The organism is Marinobacter sp. M5B (genome assembly GCF_042604615.1).
Classification (GTDB): domain Bacteria; phylum Pseudomonadota; class Gammaproteobacteria; order Pseudomonadales; family Oleiphilaceae; genus Marinobacter; species Marinobacter salarius.
Genome location: NZ_CP156894.1, coordinates 1,349,501 through 1,376,486 on the forward strand (window position 1 = coordinate 1,349,501; position 26,986 = coordinate 1,376,486).

The window sequence follows — 26,986 nt, forward strand, 5'->3', positions numbered from 1 at the left end:
CTGTTTTCTTTGGCGTTCATTTAGCATAGAATAGCGCCCCTTTCGAGTATGGGTCTTCGCGCCAGCCAGTGATTTCTGAAGCTTGGCGGGTGTGAATCGTACAAAGTTCGTACAACAGAACAGGATATTGGTCGAAATGGTAATAATCCGTTTGGCTCGTGGCGGCTCCAAGAAGCGCCCGTTCTACCATCTGACAGTGACAGATAGCCGCAAATCCCGCGACGGTCGTTTTATCGAGCGTGTTGGTTTCTTCAACCCGGTTGCCCGTGGCCAGGAAGAGCGTCTGCGTATTGATCGTGATCGCATCGATCATTGGCTGGGTCAAGGCGCCCAGACCAGCGAGCGCGTTGCACAGCTGCTGAAAGGCGCTGCTGCAGAGTAATTGAAAGAACGTTTCACCACCGGGGTTAGGGTATGGCTCAACATTCGCAGGAAACTGTGATTGGTCAGATTACCTCGGTGTTTGGGGTTAAGGGGTGGCTCAAGGTCTACTCCTATACTGACCCCAAGGACGGAATACTGAACTACCGGGACTGGACCTTGGTTCACAACGGCAAGCGTATCCCGGCCAGGCTTGAGGAAGGTCGCCGGCAAGGCCAGGGGATCGTCGTCAGGCTGAAAGGTATCGATGATCGTGAAGTGGCCCGCAGTTACTGTGGTGCCGACGTTGTTGTGTCTACCGAGGAATTGCCGCAGCTCCCCGAAGGGGAATACTACTGGCATCAACTGGAAGGCCTTGACGTTTTCACGACAGAGGATGAGTACCTGGGTAAGGTGCATCATCTGATAGAAACAGGCTCCAACGACGTCCTGGTGGTGCGGGCAACCGACGCCTCCATTGACCAGCGTGAGCGGCTGATTCCCTATCTTCCGGACCAAGTGGTCCGGAGTGTGGATCTGGCCGGCTCGCGTTTGGTGGCCGACTGGGATCCGGAGTTCTGACGGGTGTGGATTGGCGCAGTCAGTCTGTTCCCGGAGATGTACGCTGCGGTGACGGATTACGGGATTACCGGAAGGGCCGTTCGTGATGGTCTGTTGACGTTCACGGCCTGGAATCCTCGGGAATTCACTCATGATCGTCACCGAACGGTAGACGACCGGCCTTACGGTGGAGGCCCCGGTATGCTGATGAAAATTCAGCCACTGCGGGATGCCATCCATGCGGCAAGGGAGTCTGCACCCGGACGCGCCTGCGTGGTTTATCTGTCTCCCCAGGGGGAGGCGATGAATCAGGGCGTGGTTGAATCGCTGGCAGCGGAAGAGAGTCTTATTCTCGTCGCTGGGCGATATGAGGGTGTTGATGAGCGCCTGATATCGGCGGAAGTCGATCGGGAGGTGTCACTGGGAGATTTCGTGCTTTCCGGTGGCGAGTTGGCGGCCATGGCTGTCATTGATGCGGTTACACGCCTCATCCCCGGAGCGCTGGGTCATGCGCAGTCGGCAGAGCAGGATTCCTTTGCTGACGGTTTGCTGGATTGTCCGCACTACACCCGGCCGGAGGTTTACGAAGGTCAGGCTGTGCCGGATGTTTTGTTAGGCGGTCACCATGATCAGATCCGGCGTTGGCGGCTGAAACAGTCGTTGAGGCGAACCCGGGAGCGACGCCCCGACCTGCTGGATAAGCGGGTGTTTACGGACGAAGAGCGTGAGCTGCTGGAAGAGATTTTGAACGAACCGGGTGCCTCTGAATCATCAGGGCATTAAAAGATTGGGTATCAGGAGCACATACGATGAGCGGCAAGAACAACATCATCAGTCAAATTGAATCAGAGCAGATGACCAAGGAAATCCCTGCCTTTGCGCCGGGTGATACCGTGGTGATCCAGGTTCGCGTTACCGAGGGCAACCGTGAGCGTCTGCAGGCGTTCGAAGGCGTTGTGATCGGCAAGCGCAACCGTGGCATGAACTCTTCCTTCACTGTACGGAAAGTGTCCTACGGTGTGGGTGTTGAGCGTACCTTCCAGACCTTCTCCAAGCTGATCGACAGCATCAGTGTGAAGCGTCGTGGTGACGTTCGCCAGGCTAAGCTTTACTACCTGCGCGACCTGTCTGGCAAGGCAGCTCGTATCAAGGAAAAGCTGGGCTGATCAGCAGAAGTTGCTGGTACAGTTCGTCAGGAAAAGGCAGCCCAAGGCTGCCTTTTTCGTATCCGGTTGCCGGAACTTTTCGTTCCCGTTTCGTTTCGAGTAGGCCGCCATGCCCCGGAAACCCACCTCCAGAGTTGAGCTTAGATCGCAGGATGAAGCGGTCATTGTGCGCTTCACCGATGCCATCTGGCTTGAAGATGGCTTGGGGGAAAAAACCCGTCAGGCGTACCGGAGTGATCTTGAGCGGTTGGCGGCCTGGCTGCAGGAGCAGCCGGGAACGCCCCTGCTGACCGAGGTGCGCCGGACCGACTTGCTGGGCTGGATATCCCGTGGGTTGTCTGATGGTTTCAAAACCTCCACGGCTGCCCGTCGTCTCTCCGGTCTTCGTCGTTTTTTCCGCTACCTTTTGCGAGAAGGCGTGATCGCTGAAGACCCTACACTGCGAATAGATAGCCCCCGCCTTCCTCGACGGTTGCCGGACTCGTTGTCGGAAGACGACGTGGAAAGCCTGTTGTCGGAACCCGATCCTGAAGTGCCTATTGAGCTTCGTGACAAGGCGATGATGGAAATTCTGTACGGCTGCGGTTTGCGGGTTTCGGAGCTTGTGGCTTTAACGGTGGATGAGGTGAACCTGCGCCAGGGGGTGATCAGGATTGTTGGCAAGGGCAACAAGGAGCGCCTGGTTCCGCTTGGTGAAGAGGCAGTTGATTGGCTGGTACGTTACATGAGGGAGGGGCGAGGTGAGCTTCTCAAGGGGCGGGCCAGCAACGCACTGTTTCCGGGTAACCGTCCCGCTGCGATGACGCGGCAGACCTTCTGGCATCGGATCAAACATTACGCACTCCGTGCTGGAATTCACAAGCATTTGTCACCCCATACCCTTCGCCATGCCTTTGCGACGCATCTGTTGAATCATGGTGCCGACTTACGGGTGGTCCAGATGTTACTTGGGCATTCGGACTTGTCGACAACCCAGATATACACCCATGTGGCACGTCAGCGATTACAATCGCTGCATCAGGCTCACCATCCGCGCGGTTAGTTAGAGTGTCGTAACATCCCGGGTTAGTCGGCGGGCATGGCGCTTGGTACACTGAACTTTTTGCGGGCAGCGGTGTCGCACAAACTCGGCGGAATTCGCCGTCTCACAGGCTATATACCTTCGTGATTCTGGAAAACTGGAAACCAATATGCTGATCAAGAACTTGTTTAAACCCATGCTGCCACTGGTGCTCGCGGCTCTGGCGGCTGGCGCTCACACTGCTCATGCGGGCGAGGTCGAGGATGCGATTGCCGACAAACTCACCGCAGCGATTCCGGGGCTGAAGATATCCGATGTCCGCAAGTCGGAGGCTGAGGGTTTGTACGAGGTGTACAGTAATAACGGCGATACCATTTTCACAACGGCCGATGGTCAGTACCTCCTGACCGGCGACCTACTGAAAGTGACCGCGAACGGTATTGCCAATATCTCTGAACAGGGCAGGGCGTCCCAGCGCGCTCAAACCATGGACGAGTTCGGTGATGAGGGGCTGATCAGTTTTCCGGCCAAGGGCACCGAAAAGGCTTCTATTGCTGTGTTCACCGATATCGATTGCCCATACTGCCGCAAGCTGCATGACGAGGTTCCGCGACTGAACGAATTGGGTATTACTGTCAATTACTATGGCTTTCCCCGTTCCGGCCCCAATACGCCCTCTTTTCGCAAGTATATTTCCGTCTGGTGTTCCGATGATCCGCAGGCTGCCATGAATGCCGCCAAGCAGGGTCGATCCGTGGATGATCAGAGCTGCGAGAACCCGGTCAGGGAGCAATTCGAGCTGGGTAGTCGCGTCGGTGTGACGGGTACCCCGGCGATCGTATTGGAAGACGGTAATATGGTGCGTGGTTATGTGCCATCTGAAAAACTGGCTGAAGGCCTGGGGCTGCTCTGATAGGCTACGGAATGCCTTGTTTGCCTGTTCATCAGGCGGGGCTTATTCGGGCGCCCGTTAACCGTTATACTATCGCTCCCCACAGCAACCCATCGGGAACAGAGGTGAAAGCTTGAAAGACGTCAATGTCGGAATCTGCGGACTGGGAACAGTCGGTGGTGGTACGTTCAACGTACTGACCCGTAATGCCAGCCTGATCACAGGCCGGACAGGTTTCAATCTCCGTATTGCCCGGGTGGCGACACGCACCCCGCGCAATGATATTGATCTGGGGGATATCCCGTTCAGTACCGACATTTTTGACGTGGTGAACGACCCGTCTGTGGATGTTGTGGTCGAATTGATTGGTGGTTACGAAACCGCTCGGGAACTGGTGCTGGCTGCCATCCGAAATGGCAAGCACGTAGTCACCGCCAACAAGGCGTTGATTGCGGTCCATGGCAACGAGATTTTCGAGGCAGCGGCGAAGCAGAATGTGATCGTTTCCTACGAGGCTGGCGTTGCTGGCGGTATCCCCGTCATCAAGGCTGTTCGCGAAGGCATGGCCGCCAATCGCGTTGACTGGATCGCCGGCATCATCAACGGCACCGGTAACTATATTCTCACCGAGATGCGCGCCGGTCGTGAGTTCGCTGAAGTGCTGAAAGAAGCCCAGGACCTGGGGTATGCCGAAGCGGACCCGACCTTCGATGTGGAAGGCATTGACGCTGCACACAAATTGACGATCCTGGCCTCTGCGGGCTTTGGTGTGCCGCTGCAATTTGAAAAAGCCTACACCGAGGGGATTTCGGAAATCACCCCTTACGACATCGCTCACGCGGAAATTCTTGGTTATCGCATCAAGCACCTGGGGATCGCACGTCGCCGCGATGAGGGCATCGAGTTGCGGGTGCATCCCACGCTGGTTCCGCGCAGCCATCTCATTGCACAGGTGGATGGTGTGTTGAACGCAGTTCTGGTGGACGGTGATGCCGTTGGCCAGACCATGTATTACGGCCCCGGCGCCGGCGATGAGGCCACGGCATCAGCGGTTATCGCCGATATCATCGACGCGGCCCGTTCCGTGGCTGCCAAGAGCAACCAGCGGGTTCCCTACCTTGGCTTCGAGCCTGCGGCAATGGAAGATCTGCCGGTGCTGCCGATGGAGGATGTTCAGTCCGCCTATTACCTGCGCATACAGGCGCTGGACCGTCCCGGCGTGCTGGCGAAAGTCGCTTCCATTCTCAGTGAGCACGGCATCAACATCGAATCCATTATGCAGAAGGAATCGGAGCTGAAAGATGGCCGCATCCCGGTAATTATCCTGACCCACACGGTCCAGGAGCGACAGATCAACCGCGCTATTGAAGAGCTGGAAGCCCTGAGCGATATCGACGAAAAAGTCGTCCGTATCCGCGCCGAAAACTTTAACTGACAGGAACGCAAGGTGAGATACATCAGTACACGGGGCGAAGCTCCCGCCCTGGGCTTTGAAGACGTCCTGCTGACAGGCCTGGCCACCGACGGTGGCCTGTATGTCCCGGAATCATTGCCTCATTTCAGCCTGGAAGAAATTCGCAGCTGGCGTGGGCTTTCCTACAGCGAGCTCGCTTTCAAGGTAATGCACCCGTTTGTCGACGATGCGATTCCTGCGGAGGATTTCCGCAGGATGCTGGACGAGACCTACGGTGACGTATTTGCCCATAAAGCGGTGGCCCCGCTGGTTCAGTTGGACACCAATGAGTGGGTCATGGAGCTTTTCCGTGGCTCAACCCTGGCGTTCAAGGATTTTGCCCTGCAACTGCTGGGGCGCCTGTTGGACTACGTGTTGGAGAAACGCAAGCAGCACGTGGTGATCATGGGGGCAACGTCCGGTGATACCGGCTCCGCCGCCATTGAGGGGTGCCGCCGGTGCGAACACGTCGACATTTTCATCCTGCATCCCCATGAACGGGTGTCCGAGGTGCAGCGTCGCCAGATGACCACCGTGAAGGGTGACAATATCCATAACATCGCGGTGCGCGGCAACTTTGATGACTGCCAGCGCATGGTGAAGGCGAGCTTTGGTGACCAGTCGTTCCTCGGTGGTCAAACCCAGCTTGCGGCGGTGAATTCCATTAACTGGGCCCGTATCATGGCTCAGATCGTCTACTACTTTCATGCTTCCCTGGCGCTCGGCGGTCCGGATCGGAGTATGGCTTTCTCGGTGCCCACGGGTAACTTCGGCGATATCTTCGCGGGTTATCTGGCTAAGAAAATGGGTTTGCCGATCTCCCAGTTGGTGATCGCCACCAACCGTAACGACATCCTGCATCGCTTTATGAGTGGCAATCGCTACGAGCAGCTCCAGCTTGAGCATACCTTGTCACCAAGCATGGATATCATGGTGTCCAGCAATTTCGAGCGCCTGTTGTTCGACCTGCACGGCCGCGACGGGGCTGCGGTAAAGGACCTGTTGGAGAATGCCACCAAGGGCCCAGTCAGCATTGAAGATTACCGCTGGAAGCACGCTCGCAAACTGTTTGACAGTGACGCGGTGGGTGATGAGGGCACCACAGACACCATCCGTGAGGTGTTTGACCAGAACGAGTACTTGCTCGACCCCCATACCGCCATCGGCGTGCGTGCGGCCCGAAACTGTCGTCGCGACCCGGCGGTACCGATGATTACCCTGGGTACTGCGCATCCGGCCAAGTTCCCGGATGCCGTGTTGCGCTCGGGTGTTAAGGCCGAGCCGTCCCTGCCGGTGCATATGTCGGATCTGTTCGAACGGGAGGAGCGATACACCGTTTTGGATAATGACCTGTCCGCCGTGCAGGACTTTATCGCCAAACACTGGAAAAATACCTGAGTGGTATGACGCCCAAAAAAATCCTTCGTCGCCCCAGCCCGGACACCACTCCGGACTGGGGCCAGAATCTGCCCCCACTGCTTCGCCGTCTATACGCCGCCCGTGGCGTGACTTCCGATGACCAACTCACCTACACACTGAAACACCTGGCATCGCCCATGGATCTAAGGGGTGTCGACCGTGCCGTTGCGCTCCTGGCGGACGCCATCACCAGTCAGCAGCGAGTGCTGGTGCTTGGGGACTTCGACGCCGACGGCGCCACCAGCACGGCAGTTGCCATGCTGGGATTGGGGATGCTGGGGCTGAACGATATTGACTTCCGTGTGCCCAGCCGGTTTTCCGACGGTTATGGATTGACGCCGGGCATTATCCACCGGTTGAGAGATGAGGGTGCGCTGCCGGACCTGCTGGTGACCGTGGACAACGGTATTTCCGCCGTGGAAGGTGTTCGCGCAGCCCGGGAACTGGGCATCCGGGTGGTTGTGACCGATCATCACCTGGCCGGTGAAACCCTGCCTGAGGCGGACGCCATCGTGAACCCCAACCAGCCCGGCTGCCCCTTCTTGAGCAAGAACGCGGCGGGCGTGGGTGTGATGTTCTATGTGCTGACGGCTCTTCGAAAGCATCTGCGTGAGCAGGGCCTGTTGCCAGAGGCGCAACCTAATCTCGGCAATCTGTTGGATCTTGTGGCGCTTGGCACTGTAGCGGACGTTGTTCCCCTGGACCATAACAACCGCATCTTTGTGGAACAGGGCCTGCGCCGCATCCGCCAGGGGGAGGCCCGCCCCGGTATTCTGGCGCTGCTGGAAGTGGCAGGCCGCGATCACAGCGAAATCAGCTCCACGGATCTCGGGTTTGTGGTTGGCCCAAGGCTGAATGCTGCCGGTCGCCTGGACGATATGAGCGTGGGCATTGCCTGCCTGCTGGCGGACAGCCGTGACGAAGCCCAGCGCCTGGCTCGAGAACTGGATACCTTCAATCGTGAACGTCGCACCATCGAAAAAGATATGAAAACCCAGGCTCAGGACCTGCTGGCGTCCATGTCGCTGGACATCGAGGGCCTGCCATGGGGCCTGGCCCTGTTTGACACCGACTGGCACCAGGGTGTGATCGGCATACTGGCGGCCCGTATCCGCGAGCAGACTCACCGCCCGACGATTGCGTTTGCGCCGGACGACAACGGCGAGGACATCAAGGGTTCGGCCCGTTCCATCCCGGGCCTGCATATCCGCGACGTGCTCGCCGTGGTTGATGCCAGGCACCCGGGGATGATGAAAAAATTCGGCGGCCATGCCATGGCGGCAGGCATGACCCTGTCCCGCGGTGATCTGGATGCGTTCAGTGATGCGTTCGACCGGGCGGTCCGCGATACCTTGCGGGCGGAAGACCTTGAGGCGGCCATCACCACCGATGGCCCTCTGAGCCCGGACGAGCTTCACCTGGAAACCGCCACCCTGTTAAAGCGTGCCGGTCCCTGGGGGCAGCATTTCCCGGAGCCCCTGTTTGACGGCAACTTTCGTGTGGTCAGCCAGCGCATCGTTGGCGAGAACCACCTGAAGCTGGTGCTCCAGCCGGAAGAGGGCGGCGCCATCATCGATGGCATCGCCTTCAACACCGGGCCGGAAGTGCCCGACTACACCAGGACTGGTGCGCGGGTGGTTTACAAACCTGATGCAAATACCTTTCGTGGGCGTACTAACCTGCAGCTTTTGGTGGATTATCTGGAGCCTCTGGCCTGAAGGTTGGGAGTCTGGCATTTGGGGACTTGGCCTTGGCGGGCTGGGCCCGGGGTGGGGGTATCTTTTCTTTGGAAAAAGAACTCGCTTCGCTCAGACACCTTTTTCTGGCAGAAAAGATACCCCCACCCCGAGCCCGATCACACCTTGTATGAATGCCACACCCAGCTTTGGGCGCCAGGCAGGGCCGTTGTTCCGGGAGTGTCGAAAACATGGATGTTTTCGTCAAGCGTACATGGACGTATTCACAGCGTCTCCCGGAACAACGGCCCTGCCTGACGCTTTCACCGAAGTAGCGGTTACCACCGGCTGATTTAAAAACAGATTTCCGGTAGAATCTCGCGTCTGATTTTGATCGCATTCATTTTCCGAGCGAGAGTAAGGATTTCATGGAAATCAATCCCATTGTTACGAAGATAAAAGACCTTCGTGAGCGCACTGAAGCGCTCAGGGGGTATCTTTGACTACGATCAGCGTAGTGAAAGACTGACCGAAGTTGAGCGTGAGCTGGAAGTGCCTTCCGTATGGGAAGACCCCGAACGAGCACAGGCGCTGGGCAAGGAACGCTCCGATCTTGAATTGATTGTTCGTACCATCGACAACCTCACCTCCGGCCTCGAAGACGCCGAAGGTCTGCTCGAAATTGCGGACGAGGAAGAGGACGAGGGCACGGCCGCGGAGATCGAAGCCGATCTGGCCGGGCTTGATAAAGAGCTCGAGAAGCTCGAATTCCGCCGCATGTTCTCCGGCGAGATGGATGCCAACAACGCCTATCTGGACATTCAGGCCGGCTCCGGCGGTACTGAGGCCCAGGACTGGGGCAATATGCTGTTGCGCATGTACCTGCGTTGGGCTGAGCGCCGTGGCTTCAAGGCCGAGATCGTCGAATTGCAGGAAGGCGATGTGGCTGGCATCAAGAGTGCGACCATCCACATCCAGGGCGACTATGCGTTTGGTTGGTTGCGCACGGAAACCGGTGTGCATCGTCTGGTGCGAAAGTCGCCGTTTGATTCCGGCAACCGCCGTCACACGTCGTTCTCATCCGTCTTTGTCTCACCGGAAGTGGACGACAGCTTCGAGATTGAAATCAATCCGGCAGACCTTCGTGTCGACGTCTATCGCGCCTCGGGTGCGGGTGGTCAGCACGTAAACCGGACCGAATCTGCTGTGCGTCTGACTCACAATCCCACTGGTATTGTCGTGGCCTGTCAGGCTGGCCGAAGCCAGCATCAGAACAAAGACCAGGCCATGAAACAGCTGAAAGCGAAGCTGTTTGAGCGTGAGATGCAGGAGCGTAACGCCGAGAAACAGAAGGCTGAGGATGCCAAGGCGGATATCGGCTGGGGCAGCCAGATCCGCTCCTACGTGCTGGACGACAGCCGTATCAAGGACTTACGCACCAAGGTGGAAACCAGCAATACCCAGTCGGTGCTGGACGGTGACATCGACAAGTTCATCGAAGCCAGCCTGAAGATGGCGCTGTAAACAGCGCCTTTGCCATGCTAACCCGGACAATTCCCGATTTTGCGAGCCAACATGACTGAACACACCCCGAATGCACAGCCAGAGGACAACAAGCTGATTGCCGAGCGTCGCGCCAAGTTGGCGGAGATGCGTGATCAGGGCAATGCCTTTCCCAACAACTTCCGTCGCGACGCCACCGCGGCCGAGCTTTTGGCCAAATATGGCGACAAGAGCAAGGAAGAGCTGGCTGAGATGGGCATTCAGGTGGCTGTTGCCGGCCGCATGATGCTTGATCGTAAAGCATTCAAAGTGGTTCAGGATATGACGGGCCGCATTCAGATCTACGCCTCAAAAGATGTCCAGAAAGACACCAAGCACTGGGATCTGGGCGATATCGTGGGGGTGCGGGGTATTCTGTGTAAGTCAGGCAAGGGTGACCTCTATGTAAGCATGGACGAGTACACGCTGTTGACCAAGTCGCTGCGTCCATTGCCGGAGAAACACAAGGGGCTGACCGACACGGAAGCCCGGTATCGTCACCGCTACGTTGACCTGATGGTGAACGAAGACAGTCGCCGCGTGTTCTATGCACGTTCGAAGATTATCAGCGTCATGCGTCAGTACTTCACCGACCGAGACTTCATGGAAGTCGAAACCCCGATGTTGCAGGTGATTCCTGGTGGTGCCACGGCGCGTCCGTTCGTGACTCACCACAACGCCCTGGGTATCGACATGTACCTGCGTATTGCTCCGGAGCTGTTCCTCAAGCGCCTGGTGGTCGGTGGTTTCGAGCGGGTATTCGAAATCAACCGCAACTTCCGTAATGAAGGGCTTTCCACCCGTCATAACCCGGAATTCACCATGGTGGAGTTCTATCAGGCCTATGCCGATTACAACGACCTGATGGACCTTACCGAAGACATGCTGCGCACCATTGCCCAGAAAGTACTCGGTACCACCACGGTGGTGAACACCCGTACCCTGTCCGATGGCGAAGAAGAAACCATTGAGTACGACTTCGGCAAGCCTTTCGAGCGCCTGACCGTGGTGGACGCCATCCTGCGATACAAACCCGATATCAAAGCCGAACAACTGGCCGATGAAACCAGTGCTCGACAGGTAGCGAAGGATCTGGGCATTCACCTTAAAGAAGGCTGGGGACTGGGCAAGGTGCAGATCGAAATCTTTGAAGCGACTGCTGAGCATCGCCTGATGCAGCCCACATTCATTACCGATTACCCGAAAGAAGTGTCACCGCTGGCCCGCTGCAAGGACAACGATACGTTCGTCACTGAGCGTTTCGAATTCTTCGTGGGCGGCCGCGAGATCGCCAACGGATTCTCCGAGCTGAACGACGCGGAAGACCAGGCTGAGCGCTTCCAGGATCAGGTGGCCGAGAAAGACGCCGGCGACGACGAAGCCATGTTCTACGACGAAGACTACGTCATGGCGCTGGAATATGGCCTGCCACCGACCGCAGGTGAAGGCATTGGCATCGACCGTCTGGCCATGCTTCTGACGGATTCCGCCTCGATTCGCGACGTCATCCTGTTCCCCGCCATGCGCCCGGAGCACAAGGCTGAAACGAAGAAAGACGAGGGCTGAACATGCAGCCGGTGGAGATACTGGCAAGCCAGCTAAAATCAGGGCGAGGTTGGACGGAGCACCTTGGTGACGAATTCCGTCAGCCCTACATGCAGCAGCTGGCTGAATTCCTCGCGGCGGAAGAGCAGGCGGGAAAGACCTTGTTCCCCGCCAGCCAGCATTGCTTCAACGCCCTGAACAGCACACCGCTGGATAAGGTGCGCGTGGTTATTCTCGGCCAGGACCCCTACCACGGTCCCGGCCAGGCCCACGGCCTGTGCTTCTCCGTGCGCCCGCACGTGGCCACGCCGCCGTCGTTGGTCAACATCTTCAAAGAAATCCACGCCGACCTCGGCATTCAGCCCCCAGACCACGGCTGTCTGCAACCCTGGGCGGAGCAGGGCGTGCTCCTTCTCAACAGCGTCCTCACCGTCGTCCAAAGCCAGGCTGGCGCCCACCAGGGCAAAGGCTGGGAAACCTTCACCGACCGCGTCATCGAAACCATTAACCGCGAGCGTGAAGGGGTGGTGTTTCTACTCTGGGGAAGCTACGCCAAGAAAAAAGGCCAGCACATCGACCGAAGCAAGCATCTGGTACTGGACGGGCCACATCCATCGCCGTTAAGCGCCTACCGCGGCTTCTTCGGCTGCAAGCATTTTTCCCGGGCCAACGAGTGGTTACAGCAGAAGGGCCTGCCGACCGTTGATTGGTCTTTGCCAAACAAATCGCAGCTACTGGAACAATACGGTAAGAGCCAATCCTGAAAAAATGAAGCGGCCCGAAAGAGCGGCCCGCAACTGTATTGATCGGCCGGAGGTGGGGGTATTTTCTCTGACAGGAAAAGGTGTCCGAGCGAAGCGAGTTCTTTTCCCGAAGAAAAATACCCCCACCTTCGGCCAGCCCCCAAACCTACTGAAGAAGCGCCATAGCAGCTTCCATCTGCGCATTCAGGTCCTCTTCCTCGCTCATATCCACCTCAGGATCCAACCCAAGACGATCAAACGCCGAAATCGTCTTCCAGTCCACCTCCGTCCAGGGATGATCTGTCCCGGCAATCAACTGCAGATTGGCAATCATCACCAGATCCGCATAATCCGCTGCCGGCACCTCACGATGCAGGTTCGCGTATTCCAGAGGCACATTCTGAAGTTCTTTCGGGAAATCCCATTTCTGCAGAATCGTCGCCCCGATACGCGGATGAATTTCATCAATCACATTGTCCAGCATGATGCTACTGATCTGAATATCCCGGTCTTCCACATAGCGCAGAATCGGCAACACCCCGATGAGGTGAACCAACCCGGCCAGGGTGGCCTGATCTGCCTTGAGATTGGTGTAATGCTGTGCCAGCACATGGCACACCCCGGCCACCTCAGTGCTCTTTTGCCAGGTGGCACGCAGGCGCTTGTCGATCATGTCCGAAGTGGCCTGGAACATCTGCTCCATGGCAAGGCCCATCGCCAGGTTGCTGGTATAAGCCATGCCCAGGCGACCAACCGCCATATTCAAGTTCTCAATCGCCCGGCTGCCGCGAAATAGCGGGCTGTTGCAGACTCGAATAATACGGGCTGACAGGGCCGTGTCGTTGCTGATGACCTTCACCAGGTCAATAATGGCCGAGTCCTCGTTTTCTGCGATGTCGCGTACCTGAAGCGCAACTTCCGGAAGTGTCGGAAGTACCAGTTTGTCGTTTTCAATAGCGTCGGTCAGGTCGGTTTTTATGGTTTCTACAATGTTGGACATAGTCAGTTTGAATCCGCCTGTTAAGTGTCACCTGGCCGGCAGGAACGTCCGGAAAGGCTAATATGTTCATGTATATGACGTACTTTATAGCAAATTATCGGGATTCTTCCTGTCAACTTATGTATCAGGCGTGTCGGTTTTTTCACGCTCCGGAACAGAATACGGCAAGGGGTGCAGTGACAGAACCGCGTCGGAGGCGCTCTCGGGTACCAATGATTTCTCCGCCGCATCGTGGCGCACAACGGCCAGAATCTCCGAGTGTCCGTCAGAGAAACCAACAGAATTCACGACATTTCCCACTGACCGATCTCCGTCCAGCAGCGACTCACCGGGGGCAGGCAGGGTACCGGCATCGCTGCAGGTATACCGGAAAAGGCTTTTTTTGAGTTGCCCCAGGAAGTGCATGCGCGCGATCACCTCCTGCCCGGTGTAGCAGCCTTTCTTGAAGTGGATGCCTCCAACATGCTGCCAGTTCAGCATTTGCGGCACGAAGCTCTCCGTGGTGGCGGCCGTGAGCGATGCTACGCCGGCAGCAATTTCGGAAGCCTGCCAATCGGCGAGGGGGGCTGCAGGAATGTCCGCCAGAGCCTGTTGTAGCGATGTGTCCAGATCACCCGTTTGCCAGAGTTCATAGCGAGCCATGCCCTCGGCGGTGTCCATCGTACGTATCACGTGGCCTCCGTTGATTTTCACGGAATCGCCTGCGACTGCCAGTGCACCGGTGCCTTCTGGCAGCAGTTTTTCTACTGCGGCATCGCCCAGAAGTCCGATGATCCGAGCGTCCGACTCTACCTCCATTGACGTACCACGGAACAACATCAGGTACTTGCGCAAATGAGTCACCGTGCCGTCGGAGAGATCCGCTGGCAGCTCCATCAATATGTCATCACCATCCCTCACCAACCGGGTCAGGCAATAGGCGCGCCCCTTGGGTGTACAGGCTGCCGCTCTTGGCGAATGACCCTGGGTGACATCGTCGATCTGCTGGCTGAACTGCCCCTGCAGGAACTTGTCAGTGCCTGGCCCGGATATTCGAACCATGACACGGTCAGAGATGGAAGCGCAGCGGGGCTGGGGAAGCGGATGGTTGGCCAACGGACTTTCGATGTCTGACATGAAGCACTCCAGAATCAGTGGATTTCCTGCGTTTGGCGACCAGATGCCTTGCTGCCAGAGGTCGGGCCCAGGCGAAGCCAGACCCGCAAACGGCGGAATGCATCGGAAGGGATGTTGCGAAACCGCGGCGTAACGGCAACCAGGACAACAGGATATGTACACGATATGGTGCCGGAATGCTGCAGTTTCAAGATCGCAAAGTGGGCACCCAGACGACTTTCGTCCGCAACCTGAACAGCGCGGTCCTGCCCTGAGCGAAGGCGCACGTATAATTGCTCGCCCTCAACCCGTAGTTCGGTTACGGCTGCCGGACCGACCAGCAAGCCGGTTCGGCGATACTCGAAAACCGCACCCACGAGTGAGGGGATAGCCAGCACCAGAAGGAGGGGGCTGAACTCACTGGCTACGGCGGCTACGAACAGGGTCAGCGCCAGCCAGGGCAGGGTGCACAGTAACCCGACAGCGTGGGATGGAATCAGCGCCAGTTCAATCCGGCTGGACACGGTTCAGTATGAGGTCAACGATGCGTTGCAGGTCGGGGTCTTCCGGGCGGCTGCGCTGCATGAACCACTCGAACATATCGGTGTCCTCGCAGTTGATCAGCTTTTGGTACCGTGCCTGGTCCTCAGCGGGAAGGTCTCGATAGGCGTTTTCAAGGAACGGGATCAGCAAAACGTCCAGTTCAAGCATGCCGCGGCGGCTGTGCCAGTAGAGGCGGTTGAATTCGGTGTTGTCAGACATTGATTCTCTCAGTTAACCAGTGGGCATTGGAGTGGACCGAGCCATTTCCTTCAGGGAGACGACCGTCGGTAAGTGGTGGGAACCAGTACGGTATCCCTTGCCTCGTGGAGTAGTCCGGGGAAATCCAGTGTGTAGTGCAGGCCGCGACTTTCCCGGCGCTGCAACGCGGAACAGATAATCAGGTCCGCCACGGTCACCAGGTTGCGCAGCTCAAGCAGGTCGTTCGAGACGCGGTAGTTGCTGTAGAACTCGCCAATTTCCCGTTCCAGCAGATCAATCCGGTGCTTGGCTCTCTGCAGGCGTTTGGTCGTACGAACGATGCCAACATAGTCCCACATGAAATGCCGCAGTTCGTCCCAGTTGTGGGAGATTACCACGTCTTCGTCGGAATCCCTTACCTGGCTTTCGTCCCAGTCCGGTGCTTGGGGTGGTGCAGGAATGTCCGATTCCCGTCGCGCTATATCCGCAGCGGCGGCACGGCCGTAGACCAGGCATTCAAGCAGGGAGTTACTGGCCATGCGATTGGCGCCATGCAGACCGGTAAACGCAGCCTCGCCGACAACATAGAGCTGGTTGATGTCGGTGCGGGCGCGTTCGTCACTGAGTATGCCGCCACAGGTGTAGTGCGCGGCGGGTACCACCGGGATCGGTTCTTTGGTGATATCAATCCCGAACGTCAGGCATTTTTCGCGAATGGTTGGGAAATGCTGTTTGATGAACTCGGCCGGTTTATGGCTGATGTCCAGGTATAGATGATCAGCACCCAGCCGTTTCATTTCGTGGTCGATGGCGCGGGCCACGATATCCCGGGGCGCCAGCTCGCCTCGATCATCGAAGCGATCCATAAAGCGGGAGCCGTCCGGAAGCTTCAGCACACCGCCTTCACCCCTCACTGCCTCGGTAATCAGGAACGACTTGGCATGTGGGTGGTACAGGCACGTGGGGTGGAACTGGTTGAATTCCATATTGCCGACCCGGCAGCCGGCGCGCCAGGCCATGGCTATACCGTCTCCCGAAGCTCCGTCCGGGTTGGTGGTATAGCGATACGCCTTGCTGGCGCCGCCCGTGGCGAGGATAGTGAACCGGGCCCGGAACAGTTCGACATGGTTGTCTTCCAGGTTCAGTATGTAGGCGCCTACGCACGCGTTTCCAGGCAATGCCAGCTTGCGATTGGTGATCAGGTCTACGGCAACCCTGCGGGACATCAGGGTAATGTTGGGGCGCGCCTGGGCCTGGGACGTCAGGGTGGTGGAAACAGCGTGACCGGTGGCATCGGCCGCGTGGATAATGCGGCGGTGGCTATGCCCGCCCTCCCGTGTCAGGTGGTACTGGGACTGGTCATCGCGGGTAAAGGTGACGCCGCTGTCGATCAGCCAGTTGATGCTCTCGCGGCCATGCTCAACCGTAAACCGGACAGCATCCTCGTGGCAGAGGCCGCCCCCGGCGTTGAGGGTGTCGCTGACGTGATTCTCAAGAGAGTCGTCGTCATCCAGCACGGCGGCAATGCCGCCCTGGGCCCAGAGTGTTGCGCCGCTGCTGATATCGGCCTTGCTGATGACGGCGATCTGCAGGTGCTCGGGCAAATTCAGGGCAACAGTGAGGCCGGCAGCACCGCTGCCGACAATCAGGACATCGAATTCGTAGGACTGTGGCATCGGGTCGTAATCGCGGGCCATAATGTGGATGTGTATTGAACTAAACTTTGCGCTCGCTGTCTATTTGGCCTGACGGGGTGCTCCCGGATAAAAGGGGGCATTGTAGACTCATCGGATGCCGGACAGCAGCATGATTCCATTGAATAGCAGGCAAGTGGGCCAGACGGTCGAACGCTATGGCAACTCCGGCACTCCGTCTATGAATGCTGATACAGAAAGACACAAGGAAGACGGCAGCGAAAGCCAGACAGACCTTCAGCTGGTAAAAAAGGTCCGTCATGGTGATCGGCCTGCCTTTGATCTTCTGGTTGTCAAATATCAGTCCAGGGTTGCGTCGATTATCAGTCGTTATGTCTACGACAGCCAGGAGGTGATGGACCTTACCCAGGAAACCTTCGTCAAGGCGTACCGGGCGATTGACCGTTTTCGGGGAGACAGCGCGTTCTACACCTGGCTGTACCGTATAGCCGTGAATACGGCCAAGAATTTTCTTGAGTCCCGCGGGCGTCGTCCGCAAGGCAGTGCCGACGCGGGGGAAGCCGAGAATTACGACGACGGTTCAAGACTCAGGGACAATGCGTCACCGGAGAAACTGTTGCAGCGGGATCAGTTGCAGAGCGCGCTCAGGGTGGCGATATCAAACTTGCCGGAGGAGCTTCGATCTGCGTTTTTGCTCAGGGAGTACGACGGGCTGAGTTACGAAGACATCGCCGGTATTCTCGAGTGCCCCATCGGCACGGTAAGGTCACGAATATTCAGGGCACGGGATGCAGTGGATCGCCACCTGGGCCCTTTGTTAAATGATTCCCGGACGTAATGAGGTTGCATCCTATGGATGATCGTCTCAAAGAAACGCTGTCGGCAATGATGGATGACGAGGCAGATGAATTGTCAGTTCGCAGACTGCTGTCACACGCTGAGCAGGATCAGGTTCGTTCGCAGTGGCAGCGTTGGCAGCAGGTGCGGGATCTCATGCATCAGGGCAGCGTGGCACCGGAGGCTGTGGATGTCAGTGCTGGGGTCAGGGATGTTCTGGATGGCAGCGGTGCGGTATCGCCTGCTGCGACAGTCGGCTCGATGCCCCGCCGGGACAAAAGCTGGCATTGGCCAGCGGTTGCGATGGTCACACTGGCAGCGGTGATTGGTTTTGGCGCCGGTGCTGGTTGGGAGTCCGCCGAAGATGGTGGAGCGATTGCAGCCGCGGGCGTTTCAGAAGAACAGGATCGGCAGGAGTCGGCGGTCGAGCCGGTGCCGGAGGTGGCATTGCAAGGACTTGATGAGGAGCAATGGGAACATCTTAGCCGCTATCTTCTTGAGCACGCCCAACACAACAGCGTAGGAGCCGGTCGAGGCTCCGTTGGCTATGCGCGTGTCGTTAGCGCGTCCGGACCAGGGTATTGACGTTTCATGTTTGCAGGACACTGGCTGGAGTTAAGCGGCTGATGGGCAGAATCGCAATGGCAATCCAGAGTCGATTCCCTGGTGCAATCAGGCACGGGCTGGTCATGTTAACGTTGCTCACCGTTCTGACAGGGCAAGTGTCTGCCGAGACGGCGGAGAGCGCCGGGAAGAATGAACAGAGCGCCGAATATTGGCTCAACCGTCTTGGTCCTGCCCTCAACATGACGTCCTATCGCGGCGTCTTTGTGTATGCCCGGGGTGATCAGGTCAGTTCGATGCAGATTGCGCACCGGTATCGGGATGGCATGGTGGAAGAGCGGCTGGTTCTGCAGGACGGAGCCAGCGGTGAGATCGTGCGAAAGGGGATGCGGGTTGTCTGTGTGCTTCCTGACCATGGGCGCATCCAGTTGGATCAGGTTATTCCGTCGGGTCCTTTTGCCGAGGCATTTTCCCATCAGTTGATGCCGGTCAGTCAATGGTATCAGCCAGAGCTGGTGGGCGATGATCGTATTGCTGGTTACGATGTGGTCAAGCTCGGGCTCAGGGCGAGGGATGATCTTCGATACAGTCACCAGCTATGGCTGGAAAAATCCACCGGTCTGTTGGTGAAGAGCCATGTGCGTTCCGTCGGCGGTGAGGTGCTTGAGCATTTTCAGTTCACCAGCCTTGAAATAACGGACTCTCTCCCGGATAGCGAATTTATCGTGCAAACGGAGGGAGAGGCCATCAAACGGGAATTGAAACCGGAACAGACGTCGTCTCCCGCGGCACGGATGGATGGTTGGACGCTTGAGTGGCGCCCGGATGGTTTTGTTCCCGCCGCTGCCCCGCGATCAGGCAAAGGGCAGGCAGTGGCGTTCTCGGATGGGCTGGCAGCCTTTTCTGTGTTTGTCGAACCAGCACGGAAGATGGTGATGCCCACCGGCGCTTCGCGAATTGGCGCAACCACGGTGTACATGAAACAGCTCAGTGTGGATGACATCGCGTTTTTCGTGACTGTGGTTGGGGAAGTTCCACCGACGACGGCCCGTAAGGTGGCCGAATCAGTGACGATTGACGATACCCTGGCGTTCGGCGGAGGCCGGAAATGATTACGGAAACCGGGAGGGTTGTCGGTGTTGCCGGCGACCGGGTATGGGTGCAGACGATTCGCACCAGCGCCTGTGAAAGTTGCTCGGCTCGTCATGGCTGTGGCCAGCGTGCACTGGCCGGTGTTTCAGGAGGCAGGGCCAATCAGGTTCTGGTGGCCAACAGCCTTGGTGCCGAGGTGGGTGATGAGGTGACGGTGGCCATTGATGAGTCCGCGCTGCTTGGTGCTTCCCTGCTTGTTTACGCCCTGCCATTGGTGTCGATGGTGGCCGGGGCTGTTTTGGGGCACCAGTTGTCGGCAGGCCACGCGGCCAGTGAGGCCGTCGCCATGATGGGTGCTGCGGCGGGACTTGCCCTGGGCTTCCTGGCCGCTCGCAGGGGGCAGTCACGTAAAGCGGGAACCTGGGAGCCGACACTGGTGGAGGTCAGGCAGGGGGTGGTCGCTTCCCCGGAATGATGTTCCAACAGGCTCTGTTGAAATTATCGGCTTTGACCGCACATTGAGTTTATAACGTCCGCTGAACAGGGGGTCTTTAATGCCTGAAGTAAAGAACGATCAAGACATGCTGCGCCGGCCTCAGCGCCAGGGTTCCATTGTGTTCGTCTGGTATCTTTTGTGTCTTCTTGTTCCCTTGTCTCTGGCTCAGTCTGTCTCAGCTCGCAGTCTCCCTGACTTTACCGAGTTGGTCGAAGAGAACTCGAATGCTGTGGTCAACATCAGTACAACGACCGAGCCCAAGTCAGCGAATCGTGGCCGCTCAAACGGTCTCCCTTTTAACGATCGACAGCTTGAGCAGTTACCGGAGTTTTTCCAGGATTTCTTCCGCGGTCCCCAGTCACCGTTTGGCGGCAGCCCTGGTGGTTCAGCCCCGCGTCAGTCCATGGGGTCCGGGTTTATCGTTTCCAGTGATGGCTATGTGTTGACCAATAACCATGTGGTGGAAGGGGCCGACGAGATCATTGTGCGCCTGAATGACCGTCGAGAATTGCCTGCCAAACTGATTGGCACTGACCCACGTTCGGACATGGCGGTTCTGAAGATTGAGGGCGGCGACGACTTGCCTGTGGTGCGGATCGGGCGCTCCAATGACCTGAAAGTGGGTGAGTGGGTCCTGGCTATCGGCTCGCCCTTTGGTTTTGATTACACCGTAACAGCGGGCATTGTCAGCGCCCTGGGCCGTTCACTGCCATCGGAAAACTACGTTCCGTTTATCCAGACTGACGTTGCTATCAACCCGGGTAACTCCGGCGGGCCACTGTTTAACCTGGACGGCGAGGTTGTGGGTATTAACTCCCAGATCTACACCCGCTCGGGTGGATTCATGGGGGTGTCCTTTGCAATCCCCATTGATGATGCCATGAATGTGTTCCGGCAGCTTCGGGACGATGGATCGGTTTCCCGTGGCTGGCTGGGTGTGCTGATACAGGAGGTTAATCGAGATCTGGCGGAGTCATTTGGCCTTAAGCGTCCTCGAGGCGCCCTGGTTGCAGAAGTGATGGCGGGCTCGCCTGCCGAGAAAGCGGGATTGCAGGCGGGTGATATTGTGCTCGAGTACGAGGGCGAGGACGTAACGTTGTCTTCGGATCTGCCGCCGATGGTAGGGCGTACGCCGGTCGGTGAAACGGCCACCATGGAAGTAATGAGGGAAGGCCGGCAGATTACACTGGACGTTGAAATCGGCAAACTGCCGGAAGAGGGTTCGGAGCAAGCCTCCGCTCCGGCGTCCAGCAACAACGGCCCATCATCGGCGCCATTGGGGATGACGGTTGAGCCTCTGCCAACTGAGCTTCAGGAGTCGCTGGGGATATCTGGGGGAGTGCTTGTGGCAGACGTTGCCCGCGGGCCAGCGCTTGATGCGGGTATCCGTCCACGGGATGTGATCACCGAGCTGAACCGCCGCAAAGTCACCTCTGTGGAGGATTTCCGCGAAGCGGTGTCCTCCTTGCCAGACGACAGCGCCGTCTCGGTGCGCGTTGTTCGCCAGGGGCGGGCCACTTATCTGGTGATGAAGCCCTGACGGTTGATCCGCCGGATCGGCGGACACAAAATGGTACAAAACTGAGAGCCCTGCTGGGGGTCGTTTAAACGACAGCCAGTGGGGCTTTTGTTATACTTCCCAAAATAATCAGATTACTGGCCACGGATCGGACCTGCACGAGAATGATGAACAGAAAGGAACTTCCCCTCCGGAAACTGCTCCAGCTGCGCTACTCGTGGGCAGCATGGCTAGTGCTGATTGCATCTCTCGCTGTCACCGTCCTGTTATGGCAAGTTTCCATTCGCCTGGTCGAAGACCGTACCGAAGCCCGTTTCAAAACACAGTCACTACAGCTGCGAACTGCTATTGAAGAGCGCCTGCTGAATTATGAGCAGGTATTGGCCGGCAGTGCGGGCCTGTTTGCCGTTGCCGGTGAAGTGGATAGGGACGATTGGCGTGAATACGTCGACAATGTGGATATCAACCGTTATTACCCGGGCATCCAGGGCATTGGCTACGTGAAAAGAATAGGTGTCCGCCAGATGGCGGACCACATCGCGTCGGTCAGGAAAGATGGTGTCCTCAATTACCTCGTGACGCCTCTTGGTACCGGGCCGGATTACTACCCCATGGTGTATCTGGAGCCCGGAACGGAGCGGAATCGCAAGGCACTTGGTTACGACGCCTTCAGTGATCCGGTGCACCGGCATGCCATGGCGAGGGCACGGGACCATGCCGAGCCAAAAGTGACGGGTAAAGTCGTGCTGGTTCAGGAGGAAGTGGCGGAGGATCAGGCTGGCTTCCTGATGTATTACCCGGTTTACCAGGGTGGGGAAATACCTGAAAGTCGTGTTGAGCGGCAGATGATGCTCGCCGGTTATGTGTTCAGTGCCTTTCGGATGAACACCCTGCTCGATGGCATCGTCGGCCTGATCTCGCCATTCCTGGACGTGAAAATATACGACAGCGGGGAGGTGTCACGGGATACGCAGATGTATGGGTCAAACCTGGGCTCCCTGGATGAGGATTTCAGTTTTGAAATGAGTCAGACCATTACCCATGGTGGGCGCGACTGGTTGCTGCAAACCCGTTCCACACCGGCGTTTGACTACCTGGCGTCTGATCCGCGGCCGCCCATCGTTCTCGGTTCCGGTATTGTTATCAGTCTGCTGATGTTCCTGTTCGTGTTGACCATGATTCGCGGCCGGATCATGGCGCAGATTGGCGCGGGTCGCTACCGGGCTATTACCGAAGGTGCCGCGAACGTGACTCTTGTGCTGGATCGCGATGGCACGCCGCGTTACGCCAGTCCGTCCAGTCACGACATTTTGGGCTTCGATCCCGACAAGGTTTATGGTCTGGAGTTGGCCTCCCTGGTGCATGCCGAGGATTGGCCGCAGTTAAAGTCCGGGTTTGATGAAGCGGTCAAATCACCTGGGAAGCAGATGCCGGTGATCCGTGGTCGTATACGCGATGCGCAAGGTCAGTGGCGGGATATGGAAGGCACGTTCACAGCCATGCTGACGGTGCCCGGCGTGAATGGGGTGGTGTTGAGCCTCCGTGACCTGACCCAGCTGAAAGCCGCACAGACGGAGCTGCATCGCCTGGCGTTCTACGATCCGCTGACCGGGCTTGCCAATCGCCAGTTGTTCCGTGACCGGCTTAACCATGTGGTGCGCAGAAGTCGTCGCACCGAAGAGCCGGCCGCCCTGATGTTCCTGGATCTTGACGGCTTCAAACGTATCAACGATACCCTCGGCCACGATAGTGGCGACGAACTGCTGAAGCAGGTTTCCCAGTGGTTATCCGGCTGCGTGCGGGAGGAAGATTCGGTGGCCCGGCTGGGTGGCGACGAGTTCGTGGTGCTGTTGTCACGAATCAGCGGTCCCGATGACGCTGGCAAGGTTGCCGAAGCCATACTGCGGAGGCTGTGCCAGCGAATTCGTCTCAACGATCACGAAGTGGGGGTTACCGTCAGTATCGGTATTACCATGATCCCTCACGACAGTGAAGACCCCGGTACGCTGATGAAGTATGCCGACCTGGCCATGTACCGGGCCAAGGAGTTAGGGCGCAACACCTACCAGTTCTTTACCCCGGCCATGAACATCAAGGCCGCCAGGCGGCTGCTTCAGCAGGAAGAACTGGCGACCGCACTGGAAGGCGATCGGTTTGTGCTGCATTACCAGCCCAAGGTGGATCTCGAGAGTGAGCGGGTGATTGGCGTCGAGGCTTTCCTGCGCTGGCACCACCCCGAGAAGGGGCTGGTCAGTGCCCAGCAATTCATTACCCTGGCCGAGGAAACGGGCCTGATCATACGTCTTGGCGAGCTGGCGCTGAGGCAGGCCTGTATCCAGGTTCAGGCCCTCGAACGGGCCGGGTTTGAATCGTTGAAAATGGCGGTCAACCTGTCCGTTCGCCAACTGACGGATTCCGGGTTTCTGGATATGATGCGCCAGGTCATTACCGAAACGGGGGTGTCGCCAGAGCGGCTTGAACTTGAAATGCCAGCGGAGCTTCTGAATGAAGACCCGCGTATGCTGAGAGAGCTCCTTGTGTCCCTGCACGACATGGGTGTCTGCCTGATCCTGGATGATTTTGGCACCGGTTCCTGTTCTCTGGTGGCGCTCCAGCAGTTGCCATTGGACGTTATCAAGATTGACCATCGTTTTATTCGCGACATCCCGTACAACGTCAGTGCAACCGATGTTGCCTCGGCGGTGATCGCACTGGCCAGAAAGTTACACTTGACCGTTGTTGCCGAGGGTGTGGAAACGCCTCAGCAGTTGAGCTTCCTCAAAAGCGCCGGTTGCGCCCAGTGTCAGGGCAACCTGTTCAGTTATCCGCTGGACGAGGATGCGCTTATCGGCTTCCTTATTCGGCAATATGAACGGCCGCTGATCTCCTGATCATGGCAATAGCGGCCGGTAACCGGTAAAATCACGCCGTCGCCGGACTCCGGCAACGGCCCTTCCGGGCTCAATCCTTCGTCTTTTGCGAGTATTCATTGTCTGTGACTGAACTGAGCCGAATCCGAAATTTTTCGATCATCGCCCATATTGACCATGGTAAATCCACTCTGGCAGACCGCTTTATCCAGATCTGCGGTGGCCTGACAGAACGCGAGATGGCTGAGCAGGTCCTTGATTCCATGGATCTTGAGCGTGAGCGTGGTATTACCATCAAGGCCCAGAGTGTGACTCTGAACTACAAGGCTCGGGACGGCATTGAATACAAACTGAATTTCATCGATACACCCGGCCACGTCGACTTCTCCTACGAGGTATCGCGTTCACTGTACGCCTGTGAAGGTGCGTTGCTGGTGGTGGATGCCGGCCAGGGCGTTGAGGCCCAGTCTGTCGCCAACTGTTACACCGCGATTGAACAGGGGCTGGAAGTGGTTCCGGTGCTCAACAAGATGGACCTGCCGCAGGCTGAGCCGGACCGCGTAGCCCAGGAAATTGAGGACATCATTGGTATAGAGGCAACCGACGCCGTGCGCTGCAGCGCCAAGAGTGGTTTGGGCGTCGAGGATGTTCTGGAAGATCTGATCAGGAAAATCCCGCCACCCAAGGGTGATCGAAAAGCACCCTTGCAGGCACTGATTATCGACTCCTGGTTTGACAACTATCTGGGGGTTGTGTCGTTGGTCAGGGTGACTGAAGGCACCCTCAAGAAGGGCGACAAGATCGTCATGAAGTCGACAGGCAAGGCCTGGAATGCGGACAAGGTCGGTATTTTCAATCCCAAACCCAAAGACACGGATATTCTGGAATCCGGGGATGTCGGCTTTGTGGTGGCCGGCATCAAGGACATTCATGGGGCGCCGGTGGGTGACACCATCGTTCAGCAGAAAGGCTCGGACGACATCCCGATGCTGCCCGGCTTCAAGAAGGTCAAGCCTCAGGTCTATGCGGGCCTGTTTCCAGTCAGTTCCGATGACTACAATGATTTCCGGGATGCTCTTGAAAAGCTGACCCTGAACGACGCCTCGCTGTTCTTCGAACCGGAGAGCTCGGATGCCCTCGGATTCGGTTTCCGTTGCGGCTTCCTGGGCATGCTCCACATGGAGATCGTCCAGGAGCGGCTGGAGCGGGAATACGACATTGACCTGATTACCACGGCCCCGACGGTTATCTATGAAGTCGTTACCAAGCAGGGTGAGACGCTGTCGGTAGACAATCCGTCCAGTCTTCCGGATATTGGGTCCATCGAGGAGATGCGCGAGCCAATCGTGGAGGCCAGCATTCTGGTGCCCCAGGAACACCTGGGCAACGTGATCGCCCTCTGTGAGGAAAAGCGCGGCATCCAGAAGAACATGCACTTTATGTCCACCCAGGTTCAGGTGACTTACGAGTTGCCGATGGCCGAGGTGGTGCTGGACTTTTTCGACCGGATCAAGTCCGCCAGCCGCGGGTTCGCGTCACTGGACTATCAGTTTGTGCGGTTCCAGGCGGCCAACCTGGTACGTCTGGACGTGCTGATCAACGGCGAGCGCGTGGACGCACTGGCGCTGATTGTCCATAAGGACCAGTCCCACTACCGGGGTCGCGCCCTGATCGACAAGATGAAAGAGCTGATCCCACGCCAGATGTTCGACATCGCCATTCAGGCGGCTATCGGGAATCAGGTGGTATCGCGAGTGACCGTCAAGGCGCTTCGCAAGAACGTCACCGCCAAGTGTTACGGTGGCGACGTCAGCCGGAAGAAGAAACTGCTGCAGAAGCAGAAAGAAGGTAAGAAGCGCATGAAGCAACTGGGCAATGTTGAGGTGCCTCAGGAAGCATTCCTTGCCGTATTGAAAGTGGATAACTAAAAGGCACCTGAATGGATATTGATTTCCCCCTGGTTCTGGTTGTTCTGACGTTTGCAACGGGGCTGATCTGGCTGTTGGATGTTGTATTTCTGCGTAAGCGCAGGCTCGCGGTTGCAGAAGGCGCCAGCGGGGAGGTTGAGGCTGAGGAAGAACCTAAGGAGCCCTACCTCGTTGATCTTAGCCGTTCGTTCTTCCCGGTGCTGGCGGTGGTGCTGGTTCTGCGCTCGTTTCTGGTGGAGCCTTTCCAGATTCCGTCCGGCTCCATGTTGCCTACCCTTGAAGTCGGAGACTTCATCCTCGTTAACAAATACGCCTACGGGCTTCGCCTGCCGGTTGCGGGCAACAAAATCCTGGCAGTGGATGATCCCCAGCGCGGTGACATCATGGTGTTCCGCTATCCGGATGACGGCAGCACCAATTACATCAAGCGGGTGGTCGGGCTTCCGGGAGACCGTATCCGATACCAGGATCGGGAGCTGTTTATCAATGGCGATAAAGTGGAGACACGCTTTGTTGCCCGGCTGCCACCAGTGGAGCTGAGACGTGAATACCTGGGCGACGTTGAGCACGACATCTTCCTGACCCTGGGGCGCACGGGGCGCTCTGGTGAAGGCGAGTGGGTGGTGCCCGAAGGCGAGTATTTCGTGATGGGTGATAATCGGGACAACAGTAATGACAGTCGCTATTGGGGCTTTGTTCCGGATGAAATGGTCGTTGGCAAGGCGTTCGCGATCTGGATGCACTGGCAATCGCTCACCAGTCTGCCATCCTTTGACCGAGTGGGCGGTTTGGAATAAGTACGTTGTTATTC

25 protein-coding genes are annotated in these 26,986 nt (G+C 57.6%); 20 read left to right on the plus strand and 5 right to left on the minus strand.

The window, feature by feature from the left end:
• Positions 1-136 precede the first annotated feature (136 nt).
• The 12 genes from rpsP to ung all read left to right on the plus strand — a co-directional run bounded on the left by rpsP (position 137) and on the right by ung (position 12,399).
• Positions 137-382 carry a 30S ribosomal protein S16 gene (gene rpsP / locus AAGD24_RS06030; protein ID WP_007154391.1) on the plus strand — a complete coding sequence of 82 codons (246 nt, stop codon included), beginning with the start codon at positions 137-139 and terminating at the stop codon, positions 380-382.
• Between the two features lie 32 nt (positions 383-414).
• A complete protein-coding gene (gene rimM / locus AAGD24_RS06035) occupies positions 415-942 on the plus strand; it encodes a ribosome maturation factor RimM (protein ID WP_036204145.1) in 528 nt (175 codons plus the stop codon).
• A 3-nt stretch (positions 943-945) separates the two neighbouring features.
• On the plus strand, positions 946-1,704 hold the full coding sequence (trmD, locus tag AAGD24_RS06040; protein ID WP_036204148.1) for a tRNA (guanosine(37)-N1)-methyltransferase TrmD: 759 nt from the start codon (positions 946-948) through the stop codon (positions 1,702-1,704).
• A 26-nt stretch (positions 1,705-1,730) separates the two neighbouring features.
• Positions 1,731-2,087 (plus strand): 50S ribosomal protein L19, encoded by a 357-nt coding sequence (gene rplS / locus AAGD24_RS06045; RefSeq protein WP_007154388.1) that lies wholly within the window; start codon positions 1,731-1,733, stop codon positions 2,085-2,087.
• 109 nt (positions 2,088-2,196) lie between these two features.
• Positions 2,197-3,129 (plus strand): site-specific tyrosine recombinase XerD, encoded by a 933-nt coding sequence (gene xerD, locus AAGD24_RS06050; protein ID WP_085681492.1) that lies wholly within the window; start codon positions 2,197-2,199, stop codon positions 3,127-3,129.
• A 148-nt stretch (positions 3,130-3,277) separates the two neighbouring features.
• Positions 3,278-4,021, plus strand: a complete 744-nt coding sequence (locus tag AAGD24_RS06055) for a DsbC family protein (RefSeq protein WP_228210481.1) — start codon at positions 3,278-3,280, stop codon at positions 4,019-4,021.
• A 112-nt stretch (positions 4,022-4,133) separates the two neighbouring features.
• Positions 4,134-5,435: a homoserine dehydrogenase gene (locus tag AAGD24_RS06060; RefSeq protein WP_036204154.1), complete on the plus strand. Its 1,302-nt coding sequence runs from the start codon at positions 4,134-4,136 to the stop codon at positions 5,433-5,435.
• Between the two features lie 12 nt (positions 5,436-5,447).
• Entirely contained in the window at positions 5,448-6,851 is a 1,404-nt protein-coding gene (gene thrC / locus AAGD24_RS06065; protein WP_228210482.1) for a threonine synthase, read from the plus strand.
• A 5-nt stretch (positions 6,852-6,856) separates the two neighbouring features.
• On the plus strand, positions 6,857-8,590 hold the full coding sequence (recJ, locus tag AAGD24_RS06070; protein WP_228210483.1) for a single-stranded-DNA-specific exonuclease RecJ: 1,734 nt from the start codon (positions 6,857-6,859) through the stop codon (positions 8,588-8,590).
• A gap of 386 nt (positions 8,591-8,976) precedes the next feature.
• Positions 8,977-10,072, plus strand: a protein-coding gene (gene prfB / locus AAGD24_RS06075; protein WP_126810486.1) for a peptide chain release factor 2 whose coding sequence is annotated in 2 segments (ribosomal slippage) — positions 8,977-9,048 and positions 9,050-10,072 — 1,095 coding nt in all. Because the reading frame shifts where the segments join, the coding sequence is not laid out codon by codon here.
• Between the two features lie 51 nt (positions 10,073-10,123).
• A complete protein-coding gene (lysS, locus tag AAGD24_RS06080) occupies positions 10,124-11,656 on the plus strand; it encodes a lysine--tRNA ligase (protein WP_379866853.1) in 1,533 nt (510 codons plus the stop codon).
• A gap of 2 nt (positions 11,657-11,658) precedes the next feature.
• A complete protein-coding gene (ung, locus tag AAGD24_RS06085; RefSeq protein WP_036204167.1) occupies positions 11,659-12,399 on the plus strand; it encodes a uracil-DNA glycosylase in 741 nt (246 codons plus the stop codon).
• A 145-nt stretch (positions 12,400-12,544) separates the two neighbouring features.
• Here the strand turns inward: ung and AAGD24_RS06090 are convergent, their stop codons facing one another.
• From AAGD24_RS06090 to nadB, 5 genes are all read right to left on the minus strand, one after another.
• Positions 12,545-13,378 carry an HDOD domain-containing protein gene (locus AAGD24_RS06090; RefSeq protein ID WP_036204169.1) on the minus strand — a complete coding sequence of 278 codons (834 nt, stop codon included), beginning with the start codon at positions 13,376-13,378 and terminating at the stop codon, positions 12,545-12,547.
• Positions 13,379-13,495: 117 nt separating this feature from the next.
• The gene (locus tag AAGD24_RS06095; protein ID WP_228210484.1) at positions 13,496-14,494 is read right to left on the minus strand and encodes a folate-binding protein YgfZ; all 999 of its coding nucleotides are present in this window, start codon (positions 14,492-14,494) and stop codon (positions 13,496-13,498) included.
• A gap of 14 nt (positions 14,495-14,508) precedes the next feature.
• Positions 14,509-14,997 (minus strand): hypothetical protein, encoded by a 489-nt coding sequence (locus tag AAGD24_RS06100; protein WP_228210485.1) that lies wholly within the window; start codon positions 14,995-14,997, stop codon positions 14,509-14,511.
• A complete protein-coding gene (locus AAGD24_RS06105; RefSeq protein ID WP_007152075.1) occupies positions 14,981-15,235 on the minus strand; it encodes a succinate dehydrogenase assembly factor 2 in 255 nt (84 codons plus the stop codon). The genes AAGD24_RS06100 and AAGD24_RS06105 overlap by 17 nt, the downstream gene beginning before the upstream one ends.
• A 50-nt stretch (positions 15,236-15,285) precedes the next feature.
• The gene (gene nadB / locus AAGD24_RS06110) at positions 15,286-16,890 is read right to left on the minus strand and encodes an L-aspartate oxidase (RefSeq protein WP_177190603.1); all 1,605 of its coding nucleotides are present in this window, start codon (positions 16,888-16,890) and stop codon (positions 15,286-15,288) included.
• 199 nt (positions 16,891-17,089) lie between these two features.
• On the opposite strand from nadB, the gene rpoE reads away from it, so the two are divergent.
• The 8 genes from rpoE (at position 17,090) to lepB (ending at position 26,972) form a co-directional block, all read left to right on the plus strand.
• Positions 17,090-17,707, plus strand: coding sequence for an RNA polymerase sigma factor RpoE (rpoE, locus tag AAGD24_RS06115; protein WP_126813012.1), 618 nt, complete (start codon positions 17,090-17,092; stop codon positions 17,705-17,707).
• A 14-nt stretch (positions 17,708-17,721) separates the two neighbouring features.
• Positions 17,722-18,291: a sigma-E factor negative regulatory protein gene (locus AAGD24_RS06120; RefSeq protein WP_041335054.1), complete on the plus strand. Its 570-nt coding sequence runs from the start codon at positions 17,722-17,724 to the stop codon at positions 18,289-18,291.
• Positions 18,292-18,332: 41 nt separating this feature from the next.
• Positions 18,333-19,382, plus strand: coding sequence for a MucB/RseB C-terminal domain-containing protein (locus AAGD24_RS06125; RefSeq protein WP_227544260.1), 1,050 nt, complete (start codon positions 18,333-18,335; stop codon positions 19,380-19,382).
• Complete coding sequence (locus AAGD24_RS06130) at positions 19,379-19,837, plus strand: SoxR reducing system RseC family protein (protein ID WP_036204183.1); 459 nt, start codon at positions 19,379-19,381, stop codon at positions 19,835-19,837. Before AAGD24_RS06125 ends, AAGD24_RS06130 begins: the two co-directional genes overlap by 4 nt.
• 106 nt (positions 19,838-19,943) lie before the next feature.
• Positions 19,944-21,398 (plus strand): DegQ family serine endoprotease, encoded by a 1,455-nt coding sequence (locus AAGD24_RS06135; RefSeq protein ID WP_081899258.1) that lies wholly within the window; start codon positions 19,944-19,946, stop codon positions 21,396-21,398.
• 143 nt (positions 21,399-21,541) lie between these two features.
• Complete coding sequence (locus AAGD24_RS06140) at positions 21,542-24,268, plus strand: EAL domain-containing protein (RefSeq protein ID WP_036204191.1); 2,727 nt, start codon at positions 21,542-21,544, stop codon at positions 24,266-24,268.
• A gap of 104 nt (positions 24,269-24,372) precedes the next feature.
• Positions 24,373-26,175, plus strand: coding sequence for a translation elongation factor 4 (gene lepA / locus AAGD24_RS06145; protein ID WP_379866857.1), 1,803 nt, complete (start codon positions 24,373-24,375; stop codon positions 26,173-26,175).
• Positions 26,176-26,186: 11 nt separating this feature from the next.
• A complete protein-coding gene (lepB, locus tag AAGD24_RS06150; protein ID WP_036204197.1) occupies positions 26,187-26,972 on the plus strand; it encodes a signal peptidase I in 786 nt (261 codons plus the stop codon).
• The last annotated feature ends 14 nt before the right edge of the window (positions 26,973-26,986 follow it).